This window comes from Arthrobacter zhaoguopingii, from assembly GCF_009828605.1.
Taxonomy (GTDB): Bacteria; Actinomycetota; Actinomycetes; order Actinomycetales; family Micrococcaceae; genus Arthrobacter_D; species Arthrobacter_D zhaoguopingii.
The window spans coordinates 1-23270 of record NZ_WIAE01000024.1; the positions used below are offsets into that span (position 1 = coordinate 1).

General features: G+C 63.1%; 23 protein-coding genes and 2 pseudogenes. 8 read left to right on the plus strand and 17 right to left on the minus strand.

The window, feature by feature from the left end:
• The 4 genes from GVV77_RS17445 to GVV77_RS17460 form a co-directional block, all read right to left on the minus strand.
• On the minus strand, positions 1 to 221 hold a 221-nt coding region (locus GVV77_RS17445), incomplete at its 3' end, for an ArsR/SmtB family transcription factor (RefSeq protein WP_159620549.1).
• A 1198-nt stretch (positions 222 to 1419) separates the two neighbouring features.
• Entirely contained in the window at positions 1420 to 2499 is a 1080-nt protein-coding gene (locus tag GVV77_RS17450; protein ID WP_159620550.1) for a TerC family protein, read from the minus strand.
• Between the two features lie 536 nt (positions 2500 to 3035).
• A complete protein-coding gene (locus GVV77_RS17455; RefSeq protein WP_159620551.1) occupies positions 3036 to 4217 on the minus strand; it encodes a DUF4232 domain-containing protein in 1182 nt (393 codons plus the stop codon).
• Positions 4218 to 4684: 467 nt separating this feature from the next.
• Positions 4685 to 5956, minus strand: coding sequence for a CBM96 family carbohydrate-binding protein (locus GVV77_RS17460; RefSeq protein ID WP_343033087.1), 1272 nt, complete (start codon positions 5954 to 5956; stop codon positions 4685 to 4687).
• A gap of 754 nt (positions 5957 to 6710) precedes the next feature.
• Between GVV77_RS17460 and GVV77_RS17465 the strand changes: the two genes are divergently transcribed.
• Positions 6711 to 6968 carry a PLD nuclease N-terminal domain-containing protein gene (locus tag GVV77_RS17465; protein WP_210252854.1) on the plus strand — a complete coding sequence of 86 codons (258 nt, stop codon included), beginning with the start codon at positions 6711 to 6713 and terminating at the stop codon, positions 6966 to 6968.
• Positions 6969 to 7060: 92 nt separating this feature from the next.
• Here the strand turns inward: GVV77_RS17465 and GVV77_RS17470 are convergent, their stop codons facing one another.
• Positions 7061 to 7585 (minus strand): GrpB family protein, encoded by a 525-nt coding sequence (locus GVV77_RS17470; protein ID WP_159620553.1) that lies wholly within the window; start codon positions 7583 to 7585, stop codon positions 7061 to 7063.
• On the opposite strand from GVV77_RS17470, the gene GVV77_RS17475 reads away from it, so the two are divergent.
• Complete coding sequence (locus GVV77_RS17475) at positions 7525 to 7770, plus strand: hypothetical protein (protein ID WP_201293271.1); 246 nt, start codon at positions 7525 to 7527, stop codon at positions 7768 to 7770. The two genes, GVV77_RS17470 and GVV77_RS17475, sit on opposite strands and share 61 nt — an antisense overlap.
• Positions 7771 to 7928: 158 nt before the next feature.
• On the opposite strand, the gene GVV77_RS17480 is transcribed toward GVV77_RS17475, so the two are convergent.
• Positions 7929 to 8774: an NAD(P)H-binding protein gene (locus GVV77_RS17480; RefSeq protein ID WP_201293268.1), complete on the minus strand. Its 846-nt coding sequence runs from the start codon at positions 8772 to 8774 to the stop codon at positions 7929 to 7931.
• Positions 8774 to 9193, minus strand: coding sequence for a nuclear transport factor 2 family protein (locus GVV77_RS17485; RefSeq protein WP_159620556.1), 420 nt, complete (start codon positions 9191 to 9193; stop codon positions 8774 to 8776). Before GVV77_RS17485 ends, GVV77_RS17480 begins: the two co-directional genes overlap by 1 nt.
• 85 nt (positions 9194 to 9278) lie before the next feature.
• Between GVV77_RS17485 and GVV77_RS17490 the strand changes: the two genes are divergently transcribed.
• A complete protein-coding gene (locus GVV77_RS17490) occupies positions 9279 to 9866 on the plus strand; it encodes a TetR family transcriptional regulator (RefSeq protein WP_159620558.1) in 588 nt (195 codons plus the stop codon).
• Between the two features lie 511 nt (positions 9867 to 10377).
• Here GVV77_RS17490 and GVV77_RS17495 read toward each other — a convergent pair.
• The 3 genes from GVV77_RS17495 to GVV77_RS17505 form a co-directional block, all read right to left on the minus strand.
• Positions 10378 to 11658 carry an RNA polymerase sigma factor gene (locus GVV77_RS17495; protein WP_201293269.1) on the minus strand — a complete coding sequence of 427 codons (1281 nt, stop codon included), beginning with the start codon at positions 11656 to 11658 and terminating at the stop codon, positions 10378 to 10380.
• A 32-nt stretch (positions 11659 to 11690) separates the two neighbouring features.
• The gene (locus tag GVV77_RS17500) at positions 11691 to 12047 is read right to left on the minus strand and encodes a YciI family protein (protein ID WP_159620560.1); all 357 of its coding nucleotides are present in this window, start codon (positions 12045 to 12047) and stop codon (positions 11691 to 11693) included.
• 617 nt (positions 12048 to 12664) lie between these two features.
• Positions 12665 to 13381, minus strand: a complete 717-nt coding sequence (locus GVV77_RS17505) for an SDR family oxidoreductase (RefSeq protein WP_159620562.1) — start codon at positions 13379 to 13381, stop codon at positions 12665 to 12667.
• Between the two features lie 93 nt (positions 13382 to 13474).
• Between GVV77_RS17505 and GVV77_RS17510 the strand changes: the two genes are divergently transcribed.
• Positions 13475 to 14347 carry a LysR family transcriptional regulator gene (locus GVV77_RS17510; RefSeq protein WP_159620564.1) on the plus strand — a complete coding sequence of 291 codons (873 nt, stop codon included), beginning with the start codon at positions 13475 to 13477 and terminating at the stop codon, positions 14345 to 14347.
• 59 nt (positions 14348 to 14406) lie between these two features.
• Here GVV77_RS17510 and GVV77_RS17515 read toward each other — a convergent pair.
• Positions 14407 to 14774, minus strand: a pseudogene (locus GVV77_RS17515) (ATP-binding protein); the annotation flags it as partial.
• A 166-nt stretch (positions 14775 to 14940) separates the two neighbouring features.
• Positions 14941 to 15429, minus strand: a complete 489-nt coding sequence (locus tag GVV77_RS17520; protein WP_159620566.1) for a VanZ family protein — start codon at positions 15427 to 15429, stop codon at positions 14941 to 14943.
• A gap of 331 nt (positions 15430 to 15760) precedes the next feature.
• Between GVV77_RS17520 and GVV77_RS17525 the strand changes: the two genes are divergently transcribed.
• Positions 15761 to 16300 carry a TetR/AcrR family transcriptional regulator gene (locus GVV77_RS17525; protein ID WP_159620568.1) on the plus strand — a complete coding sequence of 180 codons (540 nt, stop codon included), beginning with the start codon at positions 15761 to 15763 and terminating at the stop codon, positions 16298 to 16300.
• A 121-nt stretch (positions 16301 to 16421) separates the two neighbouring features.
• On the plus strand, positions 16422 to 17813 hold the full coding sequence (locus GVV77_RS17530; protein WP_159620570.1) for an MFS transporter: 1392 nt from the start codon (positions 16422 to 16424) through the stop codon (positions 17811 to 17813).
• A 614-nt stretch (positions 17814 to 18427) separates the two neighbouring features.
• On the opposite strand, the pseudogene GVV77_RS18640 reads toward GVV77_RS17530, so the two are convergent.
• The 5 genes and pseudogenes from GVV77_RS18640 to GVV77_RS17555 form a co-directional block, all read right to left on the minus strand.
• Positions 18428 to 19075: pseudogene (locus GVV77_RS18640) on the minus strand (transposase).
• Positions 18979 to 20181 (minus strand): FAD-dependent oxidoreductase, encoded by a 1203-nt coding sequence (locus GVV77_RS17540; protein ID WP_159620571.1) that lies wholly within the window; start codon positions 20179 to 20181, stop codon positions 18979 to 18981. The pseudogene GVV77_RS18640 and the gene GVV77_RS17540 overlap by 97 nt, the downstream one beginning before the upstream one ends.
• The gene (locus GVV77_RS17545) at positions 20178 to 20783 is read right to left on the minus strand and encodes a TetR/AcrR family transcriptional regulator (RefSeq protein ID WP_159620573.1); all 606 of its coding nucleotides are present in this window, start codon (positions 20781 to 20783) and stop codon (positions 20178 to 20180) included. Before GVV77_RS17545 ends, GVV77_RS17540 begins: the two co-directional genes overlap by 4 nt.
• Positions 20784 to 21378: 595 nt before the next feature.
• Entirely contained in the window at positions 21379 to 21627 is a 249-nt protein-coding gene (locus GVV77_RS18545) for a hypothetical protein (protein WP_343033089.1), read from the minus strand.
• Positions 21615 to 21938: a hypothetical protein gene (locus GVV77_RS17555; RefSeq protein WP_159620577.1), complete on the minus strand. Its 324-nt coding sequence runs from the start codon at positions 21936 to 21938 to the stop codon at positions 21615 to 21617. The genes GVV77_RS18545 and GVV77_RS17555 overlap by 13 nt, the downstream gene beginning before the upstream one ends.
• A gap of 136 nt (positions 21939 to 22074) precedes the next feature.
• Between GVV77_RS17555 and GVV77_RS17560 the strand changes: the two genes are divergently transcribed.
• A complete protein-coding gene (locus GVV77_RS17560; protein WP_201293270.1) occupies positions 22075 to 22449 on the plus strand; it encodes an antibiotic biosynthesis monooxygenase family protein in 375 nt (124 codons plus the stop codon).
• Positions 22450 to 23049: 600 nt separating this feature from the next.
• Positions 23050 to 23270, plus strand: a 221-nt coding sequence (locus tag GVV77_RS17565; RefSeq protein ID WP_159620549.1) for an ArsR/SmtB family transcription factor, incomplete at its 3' end; no start/stop codon positions are given.

Genomic DNA, 23270 nt, shown 5'->3' on the forward strand with positions numbered 1-23270 from the left:
ACCAGGCCGGCCCGCTCCAAGGAGTTCATATAGACCGATATGGTTGGCTGCGAAAGACCCGTCTTGGCCGCCAGGTGCGTCACGCACACCCCGTACTCCTCGCGGTCCGCAATCGGCTCATACTCCGCGAAGGACTCCTCGGGCGTGCGCAACCACTCCATGATCTGGAAGCGCGTGGGGTTGCCGAGAAGTTTGAGGACGTCGACGAGCGATAAAGACATACTCCATGGTCTCACCACATACCGACTCAGACGCTGCCTCCAGCGTTTCGCATCCCCTCGCCGATGCACTTACCGGGTGCATAGCCATCCCGATTCATTTCGGTCTCGACAGGCCTCCGCTCTACTCCGAAACACCTGATGCTGCGCTTCGCTTTGAGCAAGGCGCCCGTGAGCTGGGAGTGGATCCCGTCATCTTGGAGTGGATCCCGTCATCTTGGCGCCCAGGGATGAGATCACCGTGTGAGCTAACTTCTCATCAAAGGATCCTTTGACCGGATGGTCGCATGGCTCGGAGGCCAGTCAGCGAGCTCCAGCAGTGCCGAAGAAGTTGACGTCTGTCTCCTGTCTCAGCAGTGGGTGTCACTTCGAGTATTTTCAGCAAAGCCGAATAGAACCTTTGATGAGACCGAAGAGTGTAGGAGTAGGGCGCCTCGGATAGCGCGCGACGTTCTCCGGAGGGCCGCAGCTCAGGAGCGCGCGACCGGATCGAGCGACGGTAGCACTGGCGGCAGGTGAAGCGGCATTGATCCTTCAGGGTTCAGATGGTGGTCCCGGAAGGAACATGCGCAGATAGCCAAATGCCTTCTCACGCCACAGGCTGTGGCGCGATTGCAGCTATGGTGACGAGGGCGGATAGCCGCCGACAAATCAGGGGGAGCGATGCTGCACGATCTTCTGGCCGACACCAAGAAGGTCAGCGCACACGTCAGGGACTACTACGTTCAGGACTACCGCCAGGTTCGGGACACCGCGGAACGGACCAGAGTTCGGCTTAAGGTGCCCAGGTAGCACGTTTGCCTACACTCTCATCGTGCAAGTAAACGTGCATCGCTTTCTATCGGGGCGTGCTGGCACAAAGGTTTCAAATGCAGCGCGAGCGGTGGGGAACCGGCTCATGACGAGAATGCTCATCAGCTGGGATCGCTGAACGTTCAGGCAGTGTGCGTAATCCCGAATTACCAGGACGAATCACCTCACGTCGTAACGCGGGTGGGCTGCTATCGCAGGGCGACTCACCCGACCGGAACTCATGGAGATTCACGAGCTCGAGCTGGACGCGTTCGTGCAGACCTAGTGTCCCTGCTGGACCGAAACCGGCCTGGGTGCTGTCGGCTACCGAGCGCCTCTGCTGATGAGGAGTGGTGCGAAACGTCCCGGCCTCCTGAAACAGGAGACCGGGACGGTCGTCATCGTGCGCTTACTTCAGCGTGATCGCGGTGCTCTTGTCGTCGTCGAGCCCGGACTCGATGTCCGCATCCTTGGCGTCGGCCGTGACGACCGGCTCGCCTTCGACCCGCGCACGGTCCTTCTTCACGCCGTCGCCCCTGGTCTTGATTAGGCTGGCAACAGTGGCGACGAGGACGGTCGCGGCGATGAAGAGCAGCGAAAGCCAGATAGGGATCTCGGGCACCCAGAGGAGTTGTTCGCCGCCATTGATGAAGGGCAGCTCGTTGACGTGCAGGGCGTGAAACACGAGCTTCACGCCGATGAACCCCAGGATGACGGCGAGACCCTGCGCCAGGTAGACCAGGCGCTCGAGGAGCCCGCCGATGAGGAAGAACAGCTGGCGCAGGCCCATCAGGGCGAAGGCGTTGGCGGTGAAGACGATGTACGCCTCGTTGGTGAGGCCGTAGATCGCCGGGATGGAGTCGACGGCGAAGATCAGATCCACGAAGCCGATCGCGATGATGGTGAGCAGCATCGGCGTGACGTACCGCGTGCCGCCCTTGGTCACAGTGAGCTTGTCCTCGTGGTACTCGTCGGTGACGGGCAGGACGCGGCGGACGAGCTGCATAAACCTGCCGTCCGCAGGGTTGGCGTCGTGGCTGCCGAAGGCCTGCTTGTAGGCGAGGACGAGCAGTAGAGCGCCGAAGATGTAGAAGATCCAGGAAAAATTCTCAATCAGGCCGGCGCCGATGGCGATGAAGCCACCACGCAGGATGAGGGCGATGATGATGCCGATCATCAGCACCTTCTGCTGGTACTTCTTGGGGACCGCGAAGCCAGTCATCACGATGAGGAAGACGAACAGGTTGTCGATCGAGAGGGCCTTCTCCGTCAGGTACCCGGCGAAGTACTCGCCACCGAACCTCCATCCGGAGACGACGCCGATACCAACGCCGAACAGCAGGGCCAGGCCGATGTAGAAGGCAGACCAGCGGGCGGACTCACCGATGGTCGGTTCGTGTGGTTTGCGCACGTGCGCGAAGAACTCGTAGACGAAAAAGAGGATCGTCACGGCAAGGGTGATTAACCAGATCAGGGGTGTGACCTGCATGAGGGAACTCCATAGGGGTAGGCGTCGGACTAAAGGCGCCAAGGTCTCCTCCGCCCGGCCGGAACCGGTACCGATGGCCCGGGATGCATCAGCGCATCCGTAGTGACGGGTCCATCGCAATCGGGAGTACTCCCCTTGATACATCCACCCTAACGCATCCAGTGACGTGCTTGTTCCTCGAGCCACTCGATGCGGCCAATTGCCCTCCACATACCCAACAGCAGCCAATAACGTGCAGGGAATCGAAGGGAGCGGATTGAAGGCCATATCGGTTCGCCTGATCAAACTGAGGCGGTCTCAACCCGCGGCCACCATCACGAATTATGGTCCGGGTGGTCTCCCGGGTGTGGCCCGTGATCGGCTTTCACATCGCCACCATGCTCACTTCTTTCTGCAGTGGAGTTATCACTCGCACACCTGAAACCTTGTCCGACTGCGATAGACCCGGTGCCCGGCGGAGGTCGGGCCGGCCAGCTGTTCTCGAGGTGGCGGGGCGTGGTTTCTTATGGGGGGTGGGCCCTGGGGGCCCTGGTGGATCAATTGCCGTTAGCGGTGCGGACTGGCCCCCAGGCCGTCATCGCGACTGGTTGTCCGTTGTTGATATCGAGCGGTAGGGGTGTGGGTTGGCGTTGTGCTCCGGCGTATGGCGCCAGCAGAATGGTTCCGGCGCTCAACTCGCTTTGCCCGGCAATGGCGCTCCAACCCAGGTACGCCTCCGCGGAAGCGCCGGGGTCAAGGATTATGCGGGTAGGTCCCGGGTCGTCTGTGAGGAACGAACCGCCACGGACCATCAACACATCCATTGCGTTTCCGCCGCCGTCATCGAAGGCGACATCGGGGTAGCCCTCCAGGACGCACGAAGCCGCACCGGTGTTCGTGATGGTGATGGTCTGGAATCGGTGACCCGTCGCGGCGTCTTGAGAGCCGGGTTCGAGCAGCACGTCCTGTGAGCACCAGTCCGGCTGCACGTTCGGATCCACCGCATAAGAGATGGTAGGGGAGCCGATGACGGTCGGATCGGTGCTCGGTACGGGTATGGGCTGTGCGGGGTTGGCTGCACGGGAGGCCTGATCTGCCAGGGGGTAGGCGATCGCGACGGCGGTCGCCGCGACTACCACGAGGCCTACGATCATCGGGGTCGTTTTCCTGCCGGGCGTGGCCTGCGGAGTGTCATAGCCCCCGGTCTGGGCTTCCCGGGATGGTGTGCTTCGTTCGGAGGTGATCCGCATCAGTGTCATCATTCCCACAAGAGCGGGCAGCCAACCCCAGATCACACCCCAGGGCGTGGGTCGCGCTAAGGCGGCGCCTACCTCCATCAGAGCTGAGAACCCGGGGACCCAATGAGATACCAGGAGCGCAAGGTCAGACACGGCACTTGAGAGGTAGGAGGCGAGGATCATTACAAGCCAGATGGTGACGAAGATACTCACGCGCCGTCGGCCGGCATCGGACATTGACGCCGCACCGGGAAGCAGCAGGCGCAGCAGCAGGACCGCGATGCCTGCGAAAAGGATCCCAGCAAGAATGTGGATCATTATCACCCACATGATGGGGTACGACGTCACTTGCAGGATCGGTGGGAAGGCCACCGAGAGAACACGCCCGATCGAGGAGTAGCTGCCGGTTGAAACCATGGCGCTGATGGCACTTGAGGCCAACCATGCTATCGATCCGATGAGAGACGCGGCGGCGATGCCGACTCCTGATGTGGCACGCATGAATCCTTCATCCTGTGATCTGCTCATGCGCTTGAGCCTATGACACGAACGCTGACCCACCACGCGAGGTCTGCACCCGTGCGGGCGACCGAGAGAGGTCGTGCAGGCGACCGCGAGAACCGACGCTCATGTCATTTCTCGCAATCGCCTGCGCAGCATCCCGCGTCGTTCCGGGTTTGTGCAGGCGAGCAGCACCGGTCTTTGCTTGAGCCGGTTCAACTTCGGCCGCCTCATCCCGACATGGGCCGCGTGATCAGCAGCCGTTGCCCGGTAGGCGGCCCGACCGCCGTTTCGCGCGAGTTCCCTCGAAAATGCTCGAATGAGACCTCCCCAGGGCCGCGAAAACCCCGCGGATAGACAACCCTGCTGGCTGTCTCCTGTCCTGTTTCCTGCGTCTCTTCTCGAGCCGGGTGGCTACCCTGTTGAAGTACCGGGGCGACAATGACGGGTCCTTGAAATGGTGGTGGTCAACCCGCCGCGTACACGCGGACCCAGTCCACCCGCATCTCGCCGGAGCCGTTGGCGGTGCTATCAGGGAACCAGTCCAGTTGCAAGGTCTGGTGCATCGGGCCCGGAGGCTGGTGCGCGGGGTCGGTGTCTTCAAACCACTTCACGCCATCGACGTAGCCCACGATTCCGCGCGGAGACCAGTCAACCGCGTAGTTGTGGAACTGCGTAACGTCCAGAGACCTGGACGACGACGTCTGCAGGTTCGAGCACCCATAGTGGTGGAAGAACCAGATGGAGTTCCAGTCGCCAGTCGTCTCCGCGTAGTCGATCTCGCCGTCACACGGCCAATTTTCACTATCGGGCCACAGGATGGACACCATATGGTATTCGTTATCACCGGACCCTGCCGCCCGGACTTCCCACCGCCCGTACTTCCGATTGGCGAACTTCGCGCCCATCCCGGCAGTCGTGCCATCCGGGGTTCCAGTCATGACCATCTTGGAACCATCCACCATTACCTGTTGAGGACTCCGAACTCCGTTGCCCGCGTGGCCGGCGCTGTTGTAGACATTCCACTTCGTGGCATCGGGCGCGCCAGTGTAATTGAACTCGTCCCCGGTTACACGCGCGCCCCACCCATGGACTACGGCCGCCTCCGGGGACGTGGTTATCGTGTCAGGCGCAGTCGTCACCACCAGCCTTGGGCGCAGGGCGGGGTTTGACGATTCCTTTGACTTGAACGCGATCAACTTCCGCGCGTTGCTTTCCAGCTTGAAGTTCTGCTCGCCGCCCTTGGCGTTGACGCCCTTGGTCACATCCCATTCAACCCAGGAGCCGGCGGCGAATCTGCCAGCCTTCGCAAGCCATGTTCCGCGTGCCGGTGCGTTATTCCATGTGACGCCCCTCTCTGTCCAGCCACCGGATGTAGTAAAGACATCTACGAACTCAGTGGAAGTTGTCGAGGTCTCGGAATACGCCCGAAGTTTGGCTGAAACGACGTGTTCGCCAGCGGGAACTTGCACGGAGAACCGTAGGAGCGAGTTCCGCCAGATAAATGCCCGGCCCTCTGTAGACAAACGGGTGCTGGTCCCAAAGTTCGAAGTCGCTCTGTCCGCCTGCACGTAGCTGTCCATGACTAACGAGGTCGTCGCTACGGCGCTCGCGGTTGTCGGGGTAATGATTGCGAACATCATCAGGATGGACGATGCAACCGCTACGCATCTGAACCGTAATTTCATGCCATGTCGGTTCTGCTGAGTTTGCATTGTCTTCACGCTCGTAGCCTTCATGTTTATCGCTAGTTTCTACTAGGGATTTGATGTATCAGGCTGCTCGGAGCCAGCGTTGACCGAGAAACGACGAAGGCATCATGCGAGCTTCCTGAAAGCCTAAACCTGGAACAATGATTGAGCAATCAATCGCCTATATGTCCGTTGGCACCTCCAGCCCAGCCCAGCGCCCGAGCGGGTCAACACCAGATGATGTGGTTCGGCCGTTGGGAATGTCGAATGCGCCCGAGGCACGCAGGACGAGTATCTCCGCTCTGGGGTGCCCGTCACCGGTCTATCGGCCTGAGTGCCTGGGGTGTGGACATTTTCCACACTTTGAGTCTCGGACCGGGCCGTACCGAAGCCGGACCGGGCCGGACTCGGGATGTTTTCGGGGGAGCGGCCGGGTAGCTGCATGACTGTGGTGAAGGTTTTTGACGTGGTCATCCTCCTCGAGCAGTTCAGGCGAGGGAGCCGCCGTAGGTTGGCGACTGATGTGCACCGTCGCTACGAGCACACCTAGGTCGGGGTGACCTCCTGTCTGCTCGCTGGCGGCTACAGGCACACAGGACGCGGCGACGTGGAATCCGGGGGCGGCCCTCAGACCTTGTCATTTGGAGAGGAGCCCCCGCCTGCTCCGTCTGGCCAGAAGTCACGGAAACCCCGGGGCGGTCTCCGCTGTCGGTACCGCTAAGGTAGGTGCAGCATCGGAGGGTTCAGTAGTGCAACGATGGGGGTCGAGATGGTGGCAACAGCCGAGGATAGTTTGAACCCGGTGATTCCGAATGCGTGGGAACTTACCGCGCAGGGAGCCGGTGCGCTGGCCGTCACTATTGTCGTGGTGGCCCTCATCAGCATCGCGCGGTCCCGCCACCTGACCAGCACGGCGCAGGCCGTATGGGTTCTGATTGTGCTCGCTTTCCCCATCCTCGGTCCGGCTTCCTGGTTGGTCGTTGGCCGGCGCAGCCCCGCACCCACCCCGAGCCACCTGCAAAGCATCGCGCCAACGACCGGGAACCACGACGGCCGCTAGGCGCACCGAGGGAGCCCTCAGCGGGCGGTTCTCCGGGCGGACCGAACGCGACCTGGGGCAGTTCGGCATCCGGCCCTGGGAGCAATCCCGCCTCATGGGCGGGCGTTGAGGTTGTAGATCTCGTTCTTTTCGGCGGAAGTGAGGTCGGAGCCGGCCAGGATGTCCTGCAGCACCGCGGACTTTCCAGCTAGGTACTGGTGGATGTCCATGTTCGGCTCGGCAGCGAGCCGGGATTTCACCGCTGCGTAGCGCTCCCGCAGCCCGGGGTCGGCACGCAGTGCGTCGCGGACCGCCAAATGGTTCCGCAGGGGCAGGCCGCCGGTGACGCAGATGTACACGTTGCGGGTCGGTTGCTCGTCGGGGGCGGTGAATGCTTCGCGGTCCCTTACCCCGAGGTCACCGCGGTGAAGGTAGCCGGCGGCCTCGAGCGCCCGGACCGCCGCGGGAACCACCCCTCGGTCGACGATGATGTCGATATCCAAGATCGGCTTGGCCGACAGGCCGGGCACCGCGGTGGAACCCACATGCTCGATAGCCAGGAAGGGCAGCCCTTCCAGTGCCTCAGGAGCAGATCCTGGACTACTCCTTCGTGCTGTCCGATGATTCGGTAGGCGCACCTGTGCAGTATGTGGTGGATCCCGAGGACGAGTCGTACTTCATCGCGATGGGCCGGCCCTCAGAGTGGGAAGACAATCCCTGGGCACGCATTGGCTCGCTCATTTTCGCCGTCGTGGCCACCCTCGTATTCATTGCGGTAGCAAGTGGCCGCATCATCCCGGAAGATGTTGAGGCGGCGGCGTAAAGACTCATCCCGCGCCCGAAGAAGCCCGCGGGCCGATCGACGGTGGAACCAAAATGATAGTGCGGCCGCTATATGTACCTGGACAGGCAGAGCAAGACTGTGTTGTTGCAAGACCACCACTCAGGCGAATCAGTACATATGCACCCTCAACCCACGCCTCAATGGTTCCATGGCGTCTCCTTTGCCAGGAGGTCACGGAAGCTGCGCGGGAACTGGCCGGTGAGCCGCTGAACGGTATCGGTGACGCGGTCTTCGGATCCTTCTGCGATGGCTACGTCCATGTCGGTCAGCATCGTCGCAAAGGATTCAGGCATGAGCGCACTCAGGCGACCGACCATGTGATCGTAAGATAAACGACGGTGCGCTACTGGTCGATCACTTATTTCGGTGATCCTGGTAGCGATATCATCGAAGCTCAGTGCTTCGGGTCCGGTAAGGATGAGTTCATCATTGGGTGCCTCTTCGTCGGTCAGCGCGTGAACTGCCACCGATGCAATGTCCCCGGCGTCGATGAATCCGACTCGGCCGTCGCCTGCAGCTGTCCAAATGGTGCCATGGTCCCGAATGCTCGTGGCATGTGGGTGCGTTCCAGTGAAGTTCTGCATGAACCATGAGGGCCGCAGCACCGCCCACTGATCAAATAGATCAGGCAGAGCATCGTGCACCATCCCCACCGCTGGGCCGCCTCGGGCAATGGCTGAGGAGCTCAGCAGCACGGCGCGGAGTACACCCACAGCGCGGGCCTGTTTGAGGAACGGCAGCATGACTGACGCTGGGTCAGATTCACCTAAGGGCGGTATGAGGTAGACGCGGTCAACCCCGTCGAGGGCGTCGAAGTGGGTGGACGGGTCATACCAATCAAAAGCGACCGGCGTCGCTCCTGCGACGGCAGTGGCGCGCCGGCTGGCGGCCTTGGCCCGGTAGCCCGCGGCAGCCAGTTGGGCCACGATGCGGGTGCCGGTGGTGCCGCTGGCACCGATGATCAATGCAGTGCCGGTGGTCATCAGTTGGTCCTAAAGTCGGTGCCGGCCGTGGAGACGGCGAGGGGGTTCCAGTAGTCGCGGTAGGAGGTGAAGCAGCCGTTGTGAACAGTGACGACGGCGATATAGGTCATGTCGTACGGGCTGTCCGTTTTCACCATGCGTCCGGTAGCACGCAGCTCCACCACGATGGTCGCCGGGTCGGAGGTCTCATGAATCACGAGGTAGGGAATGTCCTCCAGGTCGATGTGGTCGGGGTAGTTCCGCATGTACGCGGCGATGGCCTCCTTCCCAGCCAGATGCGTGGGCCAGCCGGTGGGGGCGAAGGGAAACTCCATTTGTCCGTCTTCGGCCCACAGCTCGACCCAAGCGGGGACGTTCTTGTCCAGGAGCAGTTGCAAACCGTTGCGGAACGTGTCCGCCGGCGGGATGGGCATAGACATGAGTACTCTCCTAATATCGAAATCGAACCCACGGTCCGGATTAAGAACAATACGGACCAGCGGTCCGCATTGCAAGGAGAGTCGTATGACCGAACGCAAGCCTCGTAAGGATGCCGTCCGTAACCGTTCGGCCGTTCTCGCTGCCGCCGACACCCTTTTCCATGACTACGACAGCTCGAAGGGCGTCACCATGGCCGACGTTGCCGCAGCGGCCGGCGTCGGCAAAGCAACGATTTTTCGAGCATTTGGCGATCGTGCGGGGCTGATTCGGGCGCTGTCCGAGGTGCGGCTCGAAGTAACCATGGACGCCATTACAGCCGGTCCACCTCCCTTAGGGCCTGGTGCCCCCCCGCAACAGCGCATTCCCGCAGTGCTCGACGCCTTGCTGTGCTTTAAGCTCGACAACCGCCACCTCGCACTGGCCCTAGAGGAAGGAGCGGATTTGGGCCCCTACCGGGCAGAGAATTACGACCGATGGCATGATCTGCTCCAGCTCATGCTGGAGCAGATTCCCGGTATGACCCACAGCGACTTCACGGCTCACGCACTGCTTGCCGTCACCCGAGCCGATCTTGTAGATCACCTAGCGGGCAAGGAGCGGGTATCACCCGAACAGATGCGGACACAGTTGGCAGACTTCACTGCCAGGGTCCTCCACCAATACCCACTTTAGGGCGGACATCACCTAGTAGAGGCACCGACTGCCTCGAGATCCGATCGGCAACTCTCGAGATCCGATCGGCAACTATGGGGCGGCCCGTATCTCAGTAAGGGATCCCTCAATCAGACTGACGGGCGTGAGCCTTAACGACTGATGTTCAAGCGCCCGGGCGGCGTTGCCTGCACCTCCACAAGTCTCAGCAATCTGTCTCACCACAGGTGTTCTCATCAGAAAAGCCACGGCCGTTTGATGAGTGCAAGGCAAGGTCGGAGTGAAGTCGTACCTTGATGAATGGCGCTGTCCAGCATCGGGCTTCATCTGCACATGATGCCCGTAGACGGCGGTTCTACGTCGATGAAGCAACCGCCCGTATGCCGTTCCTCCAGCGGGACGCTGCTTCTGAGTTAGCGCGCTACTACTTGCTCAATATGGAATCCGGAACGCGGGGGAGAACCCGAGCCAGGGGCGCGACGCGGGAGCCCCGGGCGAGGCCTCGGAGCGGTGACCGCCGAGCCCGCCGTCCTCAGCCGGGCGCGGGCTCGGCGCCGGCGGCGCGGCTGACCTCGGCCAGGCGCTGCTCCAGGAAGGCGCGCTCCGCGGCGTTCGCCGTGAGCTCCATCGCGCGCCGGTACGACTGAGCCGCGCCGGCGGCGTCTCCGAGGCGGCGCAGCAGGTCGGCGCGGGTGGCGGGAAGGTAGGGGTAGTCGGCGAGCCGGGGATCGGTCGCCAGCTCGTCGAGGAGCGGCAGGGCGGCGGCCGGACCGTCGGCGAACGCCACGGCGGCGGCCCGGTTGAGCGCGACCACCGGGGTGTTCCACACCGCCAGCAGCCGGTCGTAAAGGTGCACGACGCGCGGCCAGTCGGTCTGCTCCAGGGACGGCGCCATCGCGTGCACGCCGGCGACCGCCGCCTGCAGGGTGAACCGCCCCGGTGGGCCGGACGCCAGCGCCCCGGCCGTCACCGTGAGCCCCTCCAGAATCGCGCGCTGGTCCCAGCGCGTCCGGTCCTGGTCGGCGAGCAGGAGCAGCCGGCCCTGCTCGTCGGTCCGGGTGGCCCGGCGCGCGTCGGTGAGGAGCAGCAGGCCCAGCAGGCCGCGGGTCTCGGCCTGCTCGGGGAGCAGCGCGGCGAGGGTGCGCGGGAGGTGCAGGGCCCGGTCGCAGAGCTCCTCACGGACGAGCGCGTCCCCTTCGCCGGCCGTGTGGCCGGTGCTGAAGAGCAGGTGGACGGCGGTGAGCACGCTGTCCAGGCGCTCAGGCAGCTCCGCCCGGCCCGGAACCCGGTAGGGGATCCGCGCTGCGGAGATCTTCTTCTTGGCCCGGGTGATCCGTGCCGCCATCGTCGGCTCGGACACCAGGAAGGCCCGGGCGACGTCGGGCGTGGGAACGTTGCAGACCAGGCGCAGGGTGAGGGCGACTCGGGCCTCGGGGGCGAGGGTGGGGTGGCAGCAGGTGAACACCAGCCGGAGCCGGTCGTCCGGCACCGCGGCGTCGGGCCAGTCCAGGTCGGCCGGGTCGTGCGGATCGACGGTCACCGGCTCCACGAGCAGCGGGAGCTTGCGCCGGAGGGTGACCTCGCGACGCAACCGGTCCAGCGCATGGTTCCGCGCCGCCGTGGTCAGCCACGCGCCGGGCCGCTCCGGGACGCCATCCCGGGTCCAGGCCTGCAGCGCGCTGACGTACGCCTCCTGCGCGCACTCCTCCGCGACGTCCAGGTCGCCCGCGACGCGCACCGTGGCGGACAGCACGAAGGCCCACTCGGAGCGGTGGGCCTGCGCCAGCGCGGCAGCGACCACGTCCGCCTGCATGGCGGACGCGGTCGGCTCGTCGCTGGGAGCGATCAGAACGGGTTCGTCGTCGGGTCCACGACCGGGCGAACCTCGACGCCGCCGCCGGGGGCCGGGCACAGCTTGGCGATCTCGACTGCGTGGTCGAGGTCGCGCGCCTCGACGACGTAGAAGCCGCCGAAGGCCTCCTTGGTCTCGACGAACGGGCCGTCCGTCACCGTGCTGGCACCCTTGATCGTGGTGGCCGTCGTCGTGGGCGCGAGCGCCTCCCCGCCAGCGAGAGACCCACCGAGCTCGAAGACCTGCTTGGTGAACGCGTTGTGCGCGTCGATCACCGCGCCCCACGCCTCAGGCGACGCGTTCGCGTAGAACGCCGGGTCTTCGTAGATGAGGATTGCGTACTTGGCCATGGAACTGCCTCCTGCACTGGGTCGCGGGCCGGCCTGTCCGGCTCCGTCATTAACGACGACGAACATCCTGCCGCCGGATCGACAGCTAGGCCAGGATTTTCTTCAAGATTTTTCCGGCGCTGCCGCCGCCGTGCGTGCCGGAGTCCGCATTGCGTGCTGAAGTGCACTCCAGCGGCCCCACCTGACGCGTCTCCATGGCCATGGAGCAATTGAGCAACTGAGCCGTCATACCTGGTTGCGAGGAGCGCCGCCTCGGCGACGTCATCGTGACCCCGAGCGAAGAACGCGCCCAGGCCGACCTCTTCGCCGCAGCCGCACCAGCAGGTGCCCATAGGAATCAGGGAAGGATGCTCTGTCATGGCCATCCAATCAAGGTAGGGCTTCGAGAAGCACCGTCAAGAAGCATCGCCGCGCAGGCTCCACATCGAGTCGGCCATTGTCATTGCTCGGTACTCGTTGTCGAGCACAGTAAGCCCGGCGATGGGCAGCCGCATGGCGTCCCAGATGGGATCCTCGTGCGGCACGACGCTGATAGGTCGTTTGATGCTGGGAGACTGGCTCGGTGAGTTCCTGTCAGGACTTCACGGGTCGCAGTTGTGGGTGGGGCAGGTGGTGAGTCACCAGGGCACGACTCCGCCGTCGTCGAAGAAGCCGCCGCGGGGGCCGTCATCTGGAAGGGTGGCCAGGTGTAAGGCAATCACAGCGCCTTGGTCGGCCGTGCGCGGTGAGTTGAATCCGGTGAAGTCGGTGGCCACGTAGCCGGGGCAGGCAGCATTGATGATGATATTTGTGTCGTTGAAGGCGCGTGCATACTGTGTCGTGATGCTGTTGAGCATTGTTTTCGATGAAGCGTAGGCGGCCAGGATCGGACCGGTTTGCCGGGTTAGGGAACCCATGTTGCTGGATATGTTCACGATGCGCGGCGAGGTAGCGCGCCGGAGAAGGGGCAGCATCGCATTGGTCACCCGCACCACTCCGAAGACGTTCGTCTCGAGCACGGTCTGCATCACACCTAGATCAAGGGTTGTCGGGTCCTGCGCTCCGGCATCGGCTCGCCCGGAGATGCCCGCGTTATTGATGAGGACATCGAGCCGCCCGACCCTTTCCTCAATGGTTACAGCCGCTGCAGCGACGCTTGACTCGGACGTCACGTCGAGGGTCACCCCAAATGCATCGGTGTCTGCGGCATGCAGCTTCTCGACGGCGTCGTCGCGCCGCGTTTCATCCCGGGCACCGACGATGACCGTGTATCCCAACCGGCCGATGCCTTCTGCGATCGCGTAGCCGATGCCTTTGTTGGCGCCGGTAACCAGCGCGACTTTGGTGTTATTCATGGTCTTCATCATGAGTCCGGGCGAGGTGGTCCGTCCAAGACCGACTGGGTCCCCTGTGATACCCGGGAGGTATCAAGCGGTAGGGTTGATTGTGTGATTGACCTTGAGACCCGGGAGCTGCGGTACTTTGTGGCCGTGGCGGAACAGCTGCACTTCGGGCGGGCAGCCCTCCAGCTCGGCATCGCTCAGCCGCCGCTTTCCCGTGCAATCAGTCAGCTTGAACGACGCCTCGGGGTCCGCCTCTTTGATCGTGATCGCCGCGGGGTGGATTTGACCGACGCGGGACGGGTGCTTCTGCGTGAGGCCAGGGCAGCCCTTGAAGCTGTCTCGGCTGCGGCTCTACGGACGCAGCGGGCGCAGCACGCAGGGCGGGCATTGGTGCTGGCCTCGAAAGCTGGAGCTTCTCATCGTTTGTTGCAACGGCTCCTGGAAGCCTGCGCGGGTGAGGTTGGTATGGCACCGCCTGAAGTTTTGCTTTGTGAGGTAGGCGAACAAGCGGGACTGCTGCGCAGTGGACGGGCCGATGCTGCGCTGATGCACGTACCAGTCGATGACCTCACAGGGTTCGACTTCGAACCGCTTTTCACTGAGGGGCAGGTCGTGATCCTGCCGGCAGGGCACCCGCTCGCATCACGAGACCAGCTTCTCCTCAAGGACATTGCGGAGGTGCCGGGCCTGCCCATGGCCCGATGGCCACGAATCGACGGGACATACCCGGACGGCCCCGGACCAGAAATTCATACCCAGTCCCAGCTCGCACAGCTCGTTGCTCTCGGCAAAACGCTGCTCGTTATCCCTGCCTCCAGTGGTGCCTGGCAGTGGAAGGAACACGTTGCCGTGCCGGTCACCGACGCACCGGAGATCACAACCGTCATCGCCTGGCCGGCAGGACCGCCCTCACCCGCGATCACCTCTCTGCTCAACGCGGCTAAAGCTCTCCACACTTCTGCAGATGTGACCGCTTGACCGTCACATGACTCCTGGCGGTTCTGAGTGGCGAGAGTGTGGGCCAGGCGGTAGGAGTCTCTCCCATAGCGGGCGATGGTCTTCGCGAGCATCTTCTCGTCGGCGGCTTCCACCAGTTCATTCACGAGCCGGGTGGCGAGCGTGTAGTTGACCCGGTACCCCTTCTCCGCAGCCGCGGTTCCCAAGCCGATGAGCAGGTGAGACTTGCCGGTGCCGGAATCCCCGATCAGACACGGGGCTGGCCCTTGCGGATCCACTCCCCGGTCGCCAGAGTATGCATGGTCGCGGCGTTGATGCTCGGGTTCGCGTCGAAATCAAGGTGCCCAAGCCACTTATCCCGCGGGAAGTTCGCGGCTTTCACCTGCCGTGTCGAGGAGCGGCGATCCCGATCGTCACACTCGGCCAGCAACAGCTCGGCGAGTAGGCCGAATCTGTCCAGTACCTTACAGAGCCAGTCGAATACTTTTCCTGCAGCGGCGAGAAGCTTGACCGGCCTCGTGCGGCAATTGATGCGGAACTGATGCCGCGTTGACCCTGGTGTCGGGGCCAAGGCCACGGCCGAATTACGTGCCGTCATGCTGGATGTGGCGCGTTCAGAGTTTGGGATCACACCGCTTTTCGAGGACGATGATGCAGATCGCGGTGAGGACTCCCAACGCTGCTCCGATGGTATTCATGAACCAGTCATCTGTATCGCAGGAACGTCCCAGGGCAGATACCAGTGCTTGTGTGAGTTCTATGAGGACAGATAGGCCAGACACAACGGCGAACACCCGGAAGGGACGTCGGAAGAGCAGTGTTGCGAAGAGAGCAATAGGTAGCAACATCGCCACATTGGCCAAGGTATCGACCCCTTGGAACGGCGCAGAGAACTGGATAGTGCAGAAAAACTCTGGTTCAGCTGATGAGGGTGAGAGCGTCAGAACGAGAGGCCCCAGGAAACTTAAGATTACTAGGACGACAAAAGATTTGTTTGCCCTCATCCGATACAGAACCCACGCGAGGACGGCACCAACGGCGATGACGACCCAGAACAGGACGCGGACGAGCACAGGGTGTGCAGCAAGGACGGTGCTGATCATGGCACTGCGCCGTCGATGTGCATCGTTCTACCATCCCTGAAAAGTGAGCCCTCAAGCTACACTGTCGACCAACCACACAGCGGTATGCCGACGCGCTACATCGACGGAGCGGCTGCGGAAGGATCATCTAGCAACTTTCCGCATTCATGCAAAAGCTAAGGGACAGCTCACCCGGAAACCGGACCCTCACCGCTCATGCTCGAGCTGGAGTCTCAGGCACCGTGGTGTAGCAGGAAGCCCATGCCGGGGTGGCTACTGATGCATCGACTGCTCCCAGATGTCCTGGTCATCGTTATTCCTAAGTCCCACAAAAGAGTGGTAGATTACTCACATGTCACCGCCTCGCACCCTCAGCACCTCGGAAGAGCGTCGCAGTGACGTTCTAGTGGCCGCTACGCACGCCTTTGCAGGTCGCGGATATTGGGGGACCAACACTACCGAGGTGGCCCGGGCGGCAGGCATCTCCCAGGCCTACCTTTACCGGCTCTTCGCTAACAAGGAAGAACTCTTTGTAGCCGTTATCGGCGAGGTGCGCCGCAGGCTCGAGCAAGAGATTTCCCGCGCCCTCGTCGGAGTGGAGCCAGGCAGCGAACTGAGAGCGCTGATGTCGGCCTCCGACCGTGGCGCGCCCTCCGACCAGGATGCGGCGATGGTACTGCTGCACGCCGCGGCCGCATCGAACGTCGAACCCATTGGGGCGGCGGTGCGCCAATGCTACCGGGACCAAACCCGCTATCTTTCTGAACGGGGACTTAGCGGTGCTGATATTCGTTCGTACTTCGCTTGGTCCCAGTATGCGAACACTCTTGGTGCTGCTGGCATAGCCCCGGGTCGGGCCGATGCCGAACTGAGCCGCCTCCTCCCTTCCTAACTGCGCCGGGCCGCCGGCAAGATTCCCAGGGCCGACGGCCCAAACCTCCCCCCACATTTTGTTCTCGTATCGCTCTCTTTATGGTGAGTGATTTACCACTCTATTCGAAAAGGTTCCACCTGTGTCTCTACAAATTGTTACTAGACGGCATCCGCTGCTGCTTCCCCTGCTGGCATTCGCCCAGTTCCTCCTGGCCCTTGACTACAACATTGTGCTGGTTGCCCTTCCTGACATGGGTGAAGACCTGGGCATGTCCGAAACCGCGCTGCAGTGGGTGGTGAGTTCATATGCCCTTGCCTTCGGCGGGTTGCTGCTGCTTGGCGGCCGGCTCGGTGATGTGTTCGGAAGGCGCCGGCTGATCCTGCTGGGCCTAGCTCTTTTTGCTGTCGGATCCCTTGCCGCCGCACTGGCAGTGAACCCGGCCCTGCTTCTCTCCGGGCGGGTGCTCCAAGGTATCGGCGGCGCACTGCTTTCTCCTGCCGTCTTAGCAACCATCGCTGTCTCGTTTGAAGAAGGGCCGGCCCGCTTCCGCGCCTTGGCGATCTGGGCCTCTGCAGGAGCGGTGGGACTCGCACTCGGATCCGCCCTGGGCGGGATCCTGATGGCCTTCTTCACCTGGCGGGCCACTTTCCTGCTCCTGGTTCCGTTGGCCATTATGGGTCTGGCTGGAGCCTGGCGGGCGGTTCCACATGAAGACTTCGATGCCGAACGCCGTTCGGTGGATCTTTTGGGCGGGATTTTCGCTGCACTCGGCGTTGCTGGAATCGTGTTTGCCCTGGCCGAACTTCCTACTCGTGGGGCGGACGCGACCGTTCTTGGTGCCGCCGTCGCCGGCGTCGTTCTGCTTACCGCGTTCCTGGTTCGACAGAGAACCGTCAGCAACCCGCTGCTGCAGCTCTCTCTGTTTCGAAGCCGGACGCTGACGGGCGGATTGGTTGCCATGGTTCTCTTCACGGGATCCATTGGCACTAGCTACTACATCTTTACTTTGTTCACCCAAAGCGTGCTCGGCACATCGGCAATGGTTACCGGGCTGGCATTCCTGCCCTGGGGCATTACCGCACTCCTTGCCTCGACCCTGGCTAAGGTTGCTCTCAACCGCCTTGGCATTCGCGGCGCACTGATTCTTGGGCTGTTGATCGCCGCCGCGGGCACTGCCGGGTTCGCCTCGTCCCTCACCTCCGACGCGTCGCTGGTGGTGGTGGTTGCATGGACCGCTCTGCTGGGTATTGGCCAAGCCGTGAGCTTCGCCCCCTTGTTTGCATCGGCAGGTGCAGGTGTCCCTGCAGGTCAGCAGGGCGTTGCTTCCGCACTGATGTCCACCATCCAGCAGATCGGTACCGCCCTCGGACTGGCCGTTCTGATCGGCCTGGCAACCTGGACCATAAATACCTCCGGCGCCGTTGGTGTCGAAGCCACAGCTAACGGCCTGCAGATTGCCACCTGGGTGGGGGCGGGCATCCTTGCCAGCAGTGCTGCACTCACCGCACTCATCATGCCAGGAAGGAAGTAGCGGCTCGAGCGGCACGCAAGAGCGGCCAAGTTGCCTGCCTGCTGGAGAGAAGACGGTGGCCTGTACGAGAACGGCGTCCTGACTCACATCCAGGGGCTCGATGACCGGACGCCCGCAAACCACGGCGCCGACAACCATCGAGGGCAGAGAACCGGGCAGATAGGTCGATGGGGGCGTGTTGATCAACCGCTTTGGCTCGACCGAGACCACTCCGCACCACGTCAAAGCAAAAGCCACTCGATGAGGTGACCTAAATGAGGCCGAGGCGTTACGCGCCTGGGGCCTCATTCAGGTTTAACTGGGTGGAAGGGACGTATCGCTATGCACTGCTTAGGCTTGCGCTCGGCGATACGCCGATAGACGGTGTCCAGCGACACGCCGAGGTTGTGGGCCGATGGCGGACCGGATGTGGAAGCCGGGGCGGTAGCTTCGCTTCGTCCTGGGAAGAAGTGCCGCTCCTGTCCGCGGGGTGCGGCTGGTCGGGGGAGGCCTTCGTGGGGAGAAGTGGGGGTGTCGACAGTGTCCACAGTTTGGGCCTCGGACTGGGCCGTACCGGTGCCGGATTGGGCCGGATTGGGCCGGATTGCGGATGTCTTCGGGGGAGTGGCGAGTATTCATGGACTGGAGTCCGGTTCGAGTCCCACTTCGGGCACAAGTTTTCCCAAGTTAGAGGCCCTTTTGCTCTCTGACTGTGGACAACCGGCGCAATTCTGCGGTCCGGGTGCCGGGTCTGGTGACTGTTTTGGAGTTTTCCTGGGTGGGGTGACTCTCTTCTCTCGCGAAGCCGAAGCGATCCGACTGATGGTTTCCTGGGAAACCTTCGCTCCGCAGACCTCGCTGAAGTGCGCAGCGATTTCACAGGTGGTCAACCCGCGGGCCGGGAGCACGATCTAATCAATTCCATCCAGACGCCGTTTTCGCTTCAGAACGATCACCGGCTCGAAGGCACTGTCCCGGCCTCTAGGGACCTCAGTTCTAACCGGCCCGAGCTCGGTCAGCACCGTCCTCAACCGCGTCCCGTTGTGCGTATTCAACGTAAGCGGCGTCCAGCCGCGCTCATGCCCGAGGTGCTTCGTCCACTTCTCGGCTATAACGACATCCCAATAGTCCGGGGATACCCAGTAGCCGATCTGAACACCACTTTTCTGGGGTCCGGGGGTTGGTCCTACGTGGGCGGGACGGCTCGCGGCCCGCTCGCGCCGAGGTCGGTCAGGGACTGAGGTGTCTTGCCCACCAAGCCGGCGCTGATGATCGTGTCCCAGCCGGGCAAGGCGGCCAGCGTCAGCGCGGCACGGCGCAGCCACAGACGCGACCGTGAGGAGGGCAGGAACCACTGCGCGCTGCGGCGGCCGGCTTCCTGCGTGGCCTGGACGACCGGCTTCCATGCCTGCTCATATCGGATCAAGGCGTCCTCGACCAGGCCAGCGGCCATCAGCTGTTCGCCGAGGACGTAGGCGCCGGCAACCGCCAGTGAGGCGCCCTGGCCGGCGAGCAGGGAGACGGCTTGGCAGGAATCGCCGAGCAGGACGACGCGGCCGCGATGCCATCGTGGTACCTCAACTTGGGCGACCAGATCGTAGTACAGATCGCGCGGCGGCGGACAGCTCTCCAGCGCGTGGGGTACGACCCAGTCGAGTGAGGAGTAGGAACGTTGCACCGCGGCGCGGGTGTCTGCCGGGACCGCCGCGACCGGGTCGCGGTGGACGGCGAACGCGGCGACCCGTCCGTCGCGCAACCCGTAGAACCCCATCCCACGATCGACCGTGTCGGTGAGGGCATACCGGTCGCCGATGCGTCGCCGGATCAACGGGTCGTCGAAGATGTAGGCGGCCGTGTGGATGCCCAGATAGCGCAAGAACTGCGCTTCATCCCCGAAGACCATCTGACGGATTGTGGAGTGAATGCCGTCCGCGCCGACCAGCAGATCGACCTCCATGGCAGTGCTGTCGGTCAGGACTACGTGGACGCTGTCTGGCAGGAGTTCCAGGGACGCGACTGTGCACCCGTAGCGCAGCTTAGCCCCCGGTGCGATCTGCTCACGCAGTACTCGTTCCAGATCGGGCCGCATCAGGGTCAGCAGCCGTCCTCCGGCCAGTCGGGCTCCGCGCACGTAGTCGATACGTGCGCGGGGTCGTCCCGATGCATCGACGTAGGTCACCTCCTCGATCGGATAGGCGAGCTTGTGCAGCTGCGGAAGCAGCCCCATCGCCTCGGCCGCGTCATAGCCCAAACCGAAGAAGTCGAGCATGTACCCCTGCTCCCGGGGACGCGGCTTTCGTTCCACTACAGTGACCTCCCACCCGTGGGCGGTCAACCGCTGCGCCATCGCGAGACCGGCGATGCCGGCTCCGCAGATCAGTGCTCTCATCGCCTCTCGCTCCCCGCCTCCTCTTTGCCGTTGCCGGGGTTACCCAGCAGTCGGTGCAGCACGGGCCCGATTTCCCCCGTGGTCATCGCCGGCTGCACAGCGCGGTGAAGCATCACACCGTCCAGCGTTGCTATAAGCACGGCGGCCGTTGCGGCCGGCGCCGGTGTGCCCTGCGCGTCGAGCCAGGCCGTCAGGGCAAGGCGCGCCTCCTCGAGGATGCGGCTGAGCTCCGCCCGCAACTGGGAGTCCCGGGTCGCCGCCAGGTAAGCCTCGACGAACAGGAGGGACGTCGAGTCCGTACCGTCGAAGTCCTCGAAGGATGCGAGCAGTTGCCCCATCGCCTTCTCCCCAGATTCTGCTCCTGAGAGTACAGGCGGGACCGCGGCCAGCACCTGCCCCATCACCCCGACAGCGGCCTGCCGGAGAAGCGACTGCACCGAGTCGAAGTGGTAGTGCACCAGCCCCGGGGCCACCCCGGCCTTCTGGGCCACGACCCGGGTGCTCACCCCACGCCAGCCGAGCAGGGGGATCAGCTCCGCGGCGGCCGCAAGCAACCGCCCACGGACCTCGACACCGCGCTCAGCCGACGTCGGCGAACTCATTCCTCCACCATTGTTTGGGCAACCACCTTGGGCATCTGCCCAAATAATAGCCGGCCCCGGCCTATAGCGGAAGATGGTGGTTCTGAGGCGGCCTCCAATCCACGGCTGTTCGACACCATCGGCCTCGAACCTGCTGTCCAACCAGTTGCATTCCTCCCTGGCAGTGCGAGCGTATCGAACTTAGTGCGGCTGTCTGGGAAGGCCTCTAGGGGGGGGCGGGTGTGGACAGTGTCCACACCCTGGGTCTTGGACTGAGCCGTACCGGTGCCGGACTGGGCCGGATTGCGGGTGTCTTCGGGGAGTGACGTGTTCTCAGGGGCTGGAGTCCGGTTCGAGTCCCACATCGGGAACATGTTTTCCCGAGTCAGAGGCGGTTTTGCTCTCTGGCTGTGGACAATTCGGCGCAATGTGCGGTCCAGTTGCCGGATCTGATGGCTGGGCTGGGGTGTGCTCCTGAGACCCGGAAAGCGGCCACATGGGTTCCGGGGCCGACCCGCTGAACACCGTCTCGTCCAACCCCAAAACTACAGCGGGATGGGAATCGAGGAGTGGGGCCGGTATCACCGGTGCACTCAGGGCTGCGCCCTACGCCTCCCTACCTCATGCTTGCACTTGATGAGTCGATGACGGGCAGTCGATCCTTCAGCGATGATTGTGCCGCTACCCAGTGCCCGGTGATCAGCCCCTCCTCGACGCGGATGACCTCGATGACGGCCAGTCCGAGATCGCCTGGGAACATCGTCAAGTGAGAGTGCACGAGGACCAGGTTCTCCTCGGCTACAGCCCTGTTGGCCTCCAACGACGCCTCCGGGGCGTGGGCGAAGACACCGCTTACGAGGCCGATGAAGGCTTCGGCACCATCGAATGCGTCGGATTATGCTGCGTATGCTGAGGGCCGAGGTACCGCTCCGAGGCCTTTGCGGGTTTGCGCTGGACAAAGGCGGTGTCGACGAGATCAAACCCGGGCTGCTGGTTGTCTATGGCGATCGAGAAATGGTGGCTTATCTGGGAATCCTTGATTGCGAACCCCGCGGCGGCTGGCTGGACGGCGTGAGTGAGAGGGTCAGCGTGTGGTCTCCTGCCGGGGTAGTACCGGATAGACGTGTCGGGCACCTCTGCGATTCCGAGAATTGAAGCGATGTAGGTGTAGGGCATGAAGTGTCATCACCACTAGTTCGATCAGCGCCGTCGCCAAGCATGGGAGACAAGGAACTGACGCCGGCGCCATTAGATCTGCGGCGTAGTATGCGTCTATCCAAGCAATATCTGCCCGTTCAAGCCAGAGGAGCCCATGATGTTGCAGATCAGCGAGATGGACGACCGGGTCACCTTGAACAGCCAACTTTCCAATGAAGTGGGGCCCGTCGTTCTCATCAACACCTTCCGGGTCGCGTCAGAAGACGCTGACCAGCTGCTAGACGCCTGGGCTGCCGATGCCGCCTACCTGAAGACCAAACCGGGCTTCATCTCCACCCAGCTGCACCGAGGCATCGCCGGAAGCGGAGTGTTCCTCAACTACGCCATCTGGGAGTCGGTTGAGGCCTTCCGCAACGCCTTCGGCGATCCGCACTTCCAGGCCAAATTTGCCCAGTACCCTGACTCAACAGTTGCCTCGCCCCACCTCTTCCAGAAGGTGGCGGTGTCGGGAATCTGTGTCGACCGGTAGTCTCCAGGAACTAGGGGGAGGGTGCAGCCCTCCCACCGCCCGCGATCCAGGCCAGCTGTCCACTAGACGGCGGAGTCGCTGTGACTGGCTGCGGCGGACGACTCAACCTCCCCCTCGGTGACGGGGAGACATGGGAAGCGCACTGGGTCGCCGGCGTTGGATACTTCCCACCAAAAGCGCGCGAGCTGATCCAGCATCTGGAGCTCGACCGTGGCCGGTACCGTCAGCCAGGACATCTGAGCGCGGAGCGAGCTGGGAAAATAGGTCCCCCAAGTTGCGCCGCGGCCTCGACGCTTTGCGTCGCGGGAGCACGCGCAGGGGCGGACGGGGTATTGACCGAGGCTCATCGGCGCTCGCTGGTGAGGACGGGAAGCGCTCTTGCTGCATTGGAGGCAGTCACACTTGCCTTCCAGACTGTGCGTGGCGGAAGTCAGCAGCGAGTCGCCGCTTCGCATGAGGCCACAGCCTGAACCGCACGGGGCGGTTGGGGCGATCGCGGAGCAGCCAGAGCTGATGCCACACACTCGGTAGCTTCATCGGCGAGGGGATGCGAAACGCTGGAGGCAGCGCCTGAGTCGGTATGGGGTGAGACCATGGAGTATGTCTTTATCGCTCGTCGACGTCCTCAAACTTCTCGGCAACCCCACGCGCTTCCAGATCATGGAGTGGTTGCGCACGCCCGAGGAGTCCTTCGCGGAGTACGAGCCGATTGCGGACCGCGAGGAGTACGGGGTGTGCGTGACGCACCTGGCGGCCAAGACGGGTCTTTCGCAGCCAACCATATCGGTCTATATGAACTCCTTGGAGCGGGCCGGCCTGGT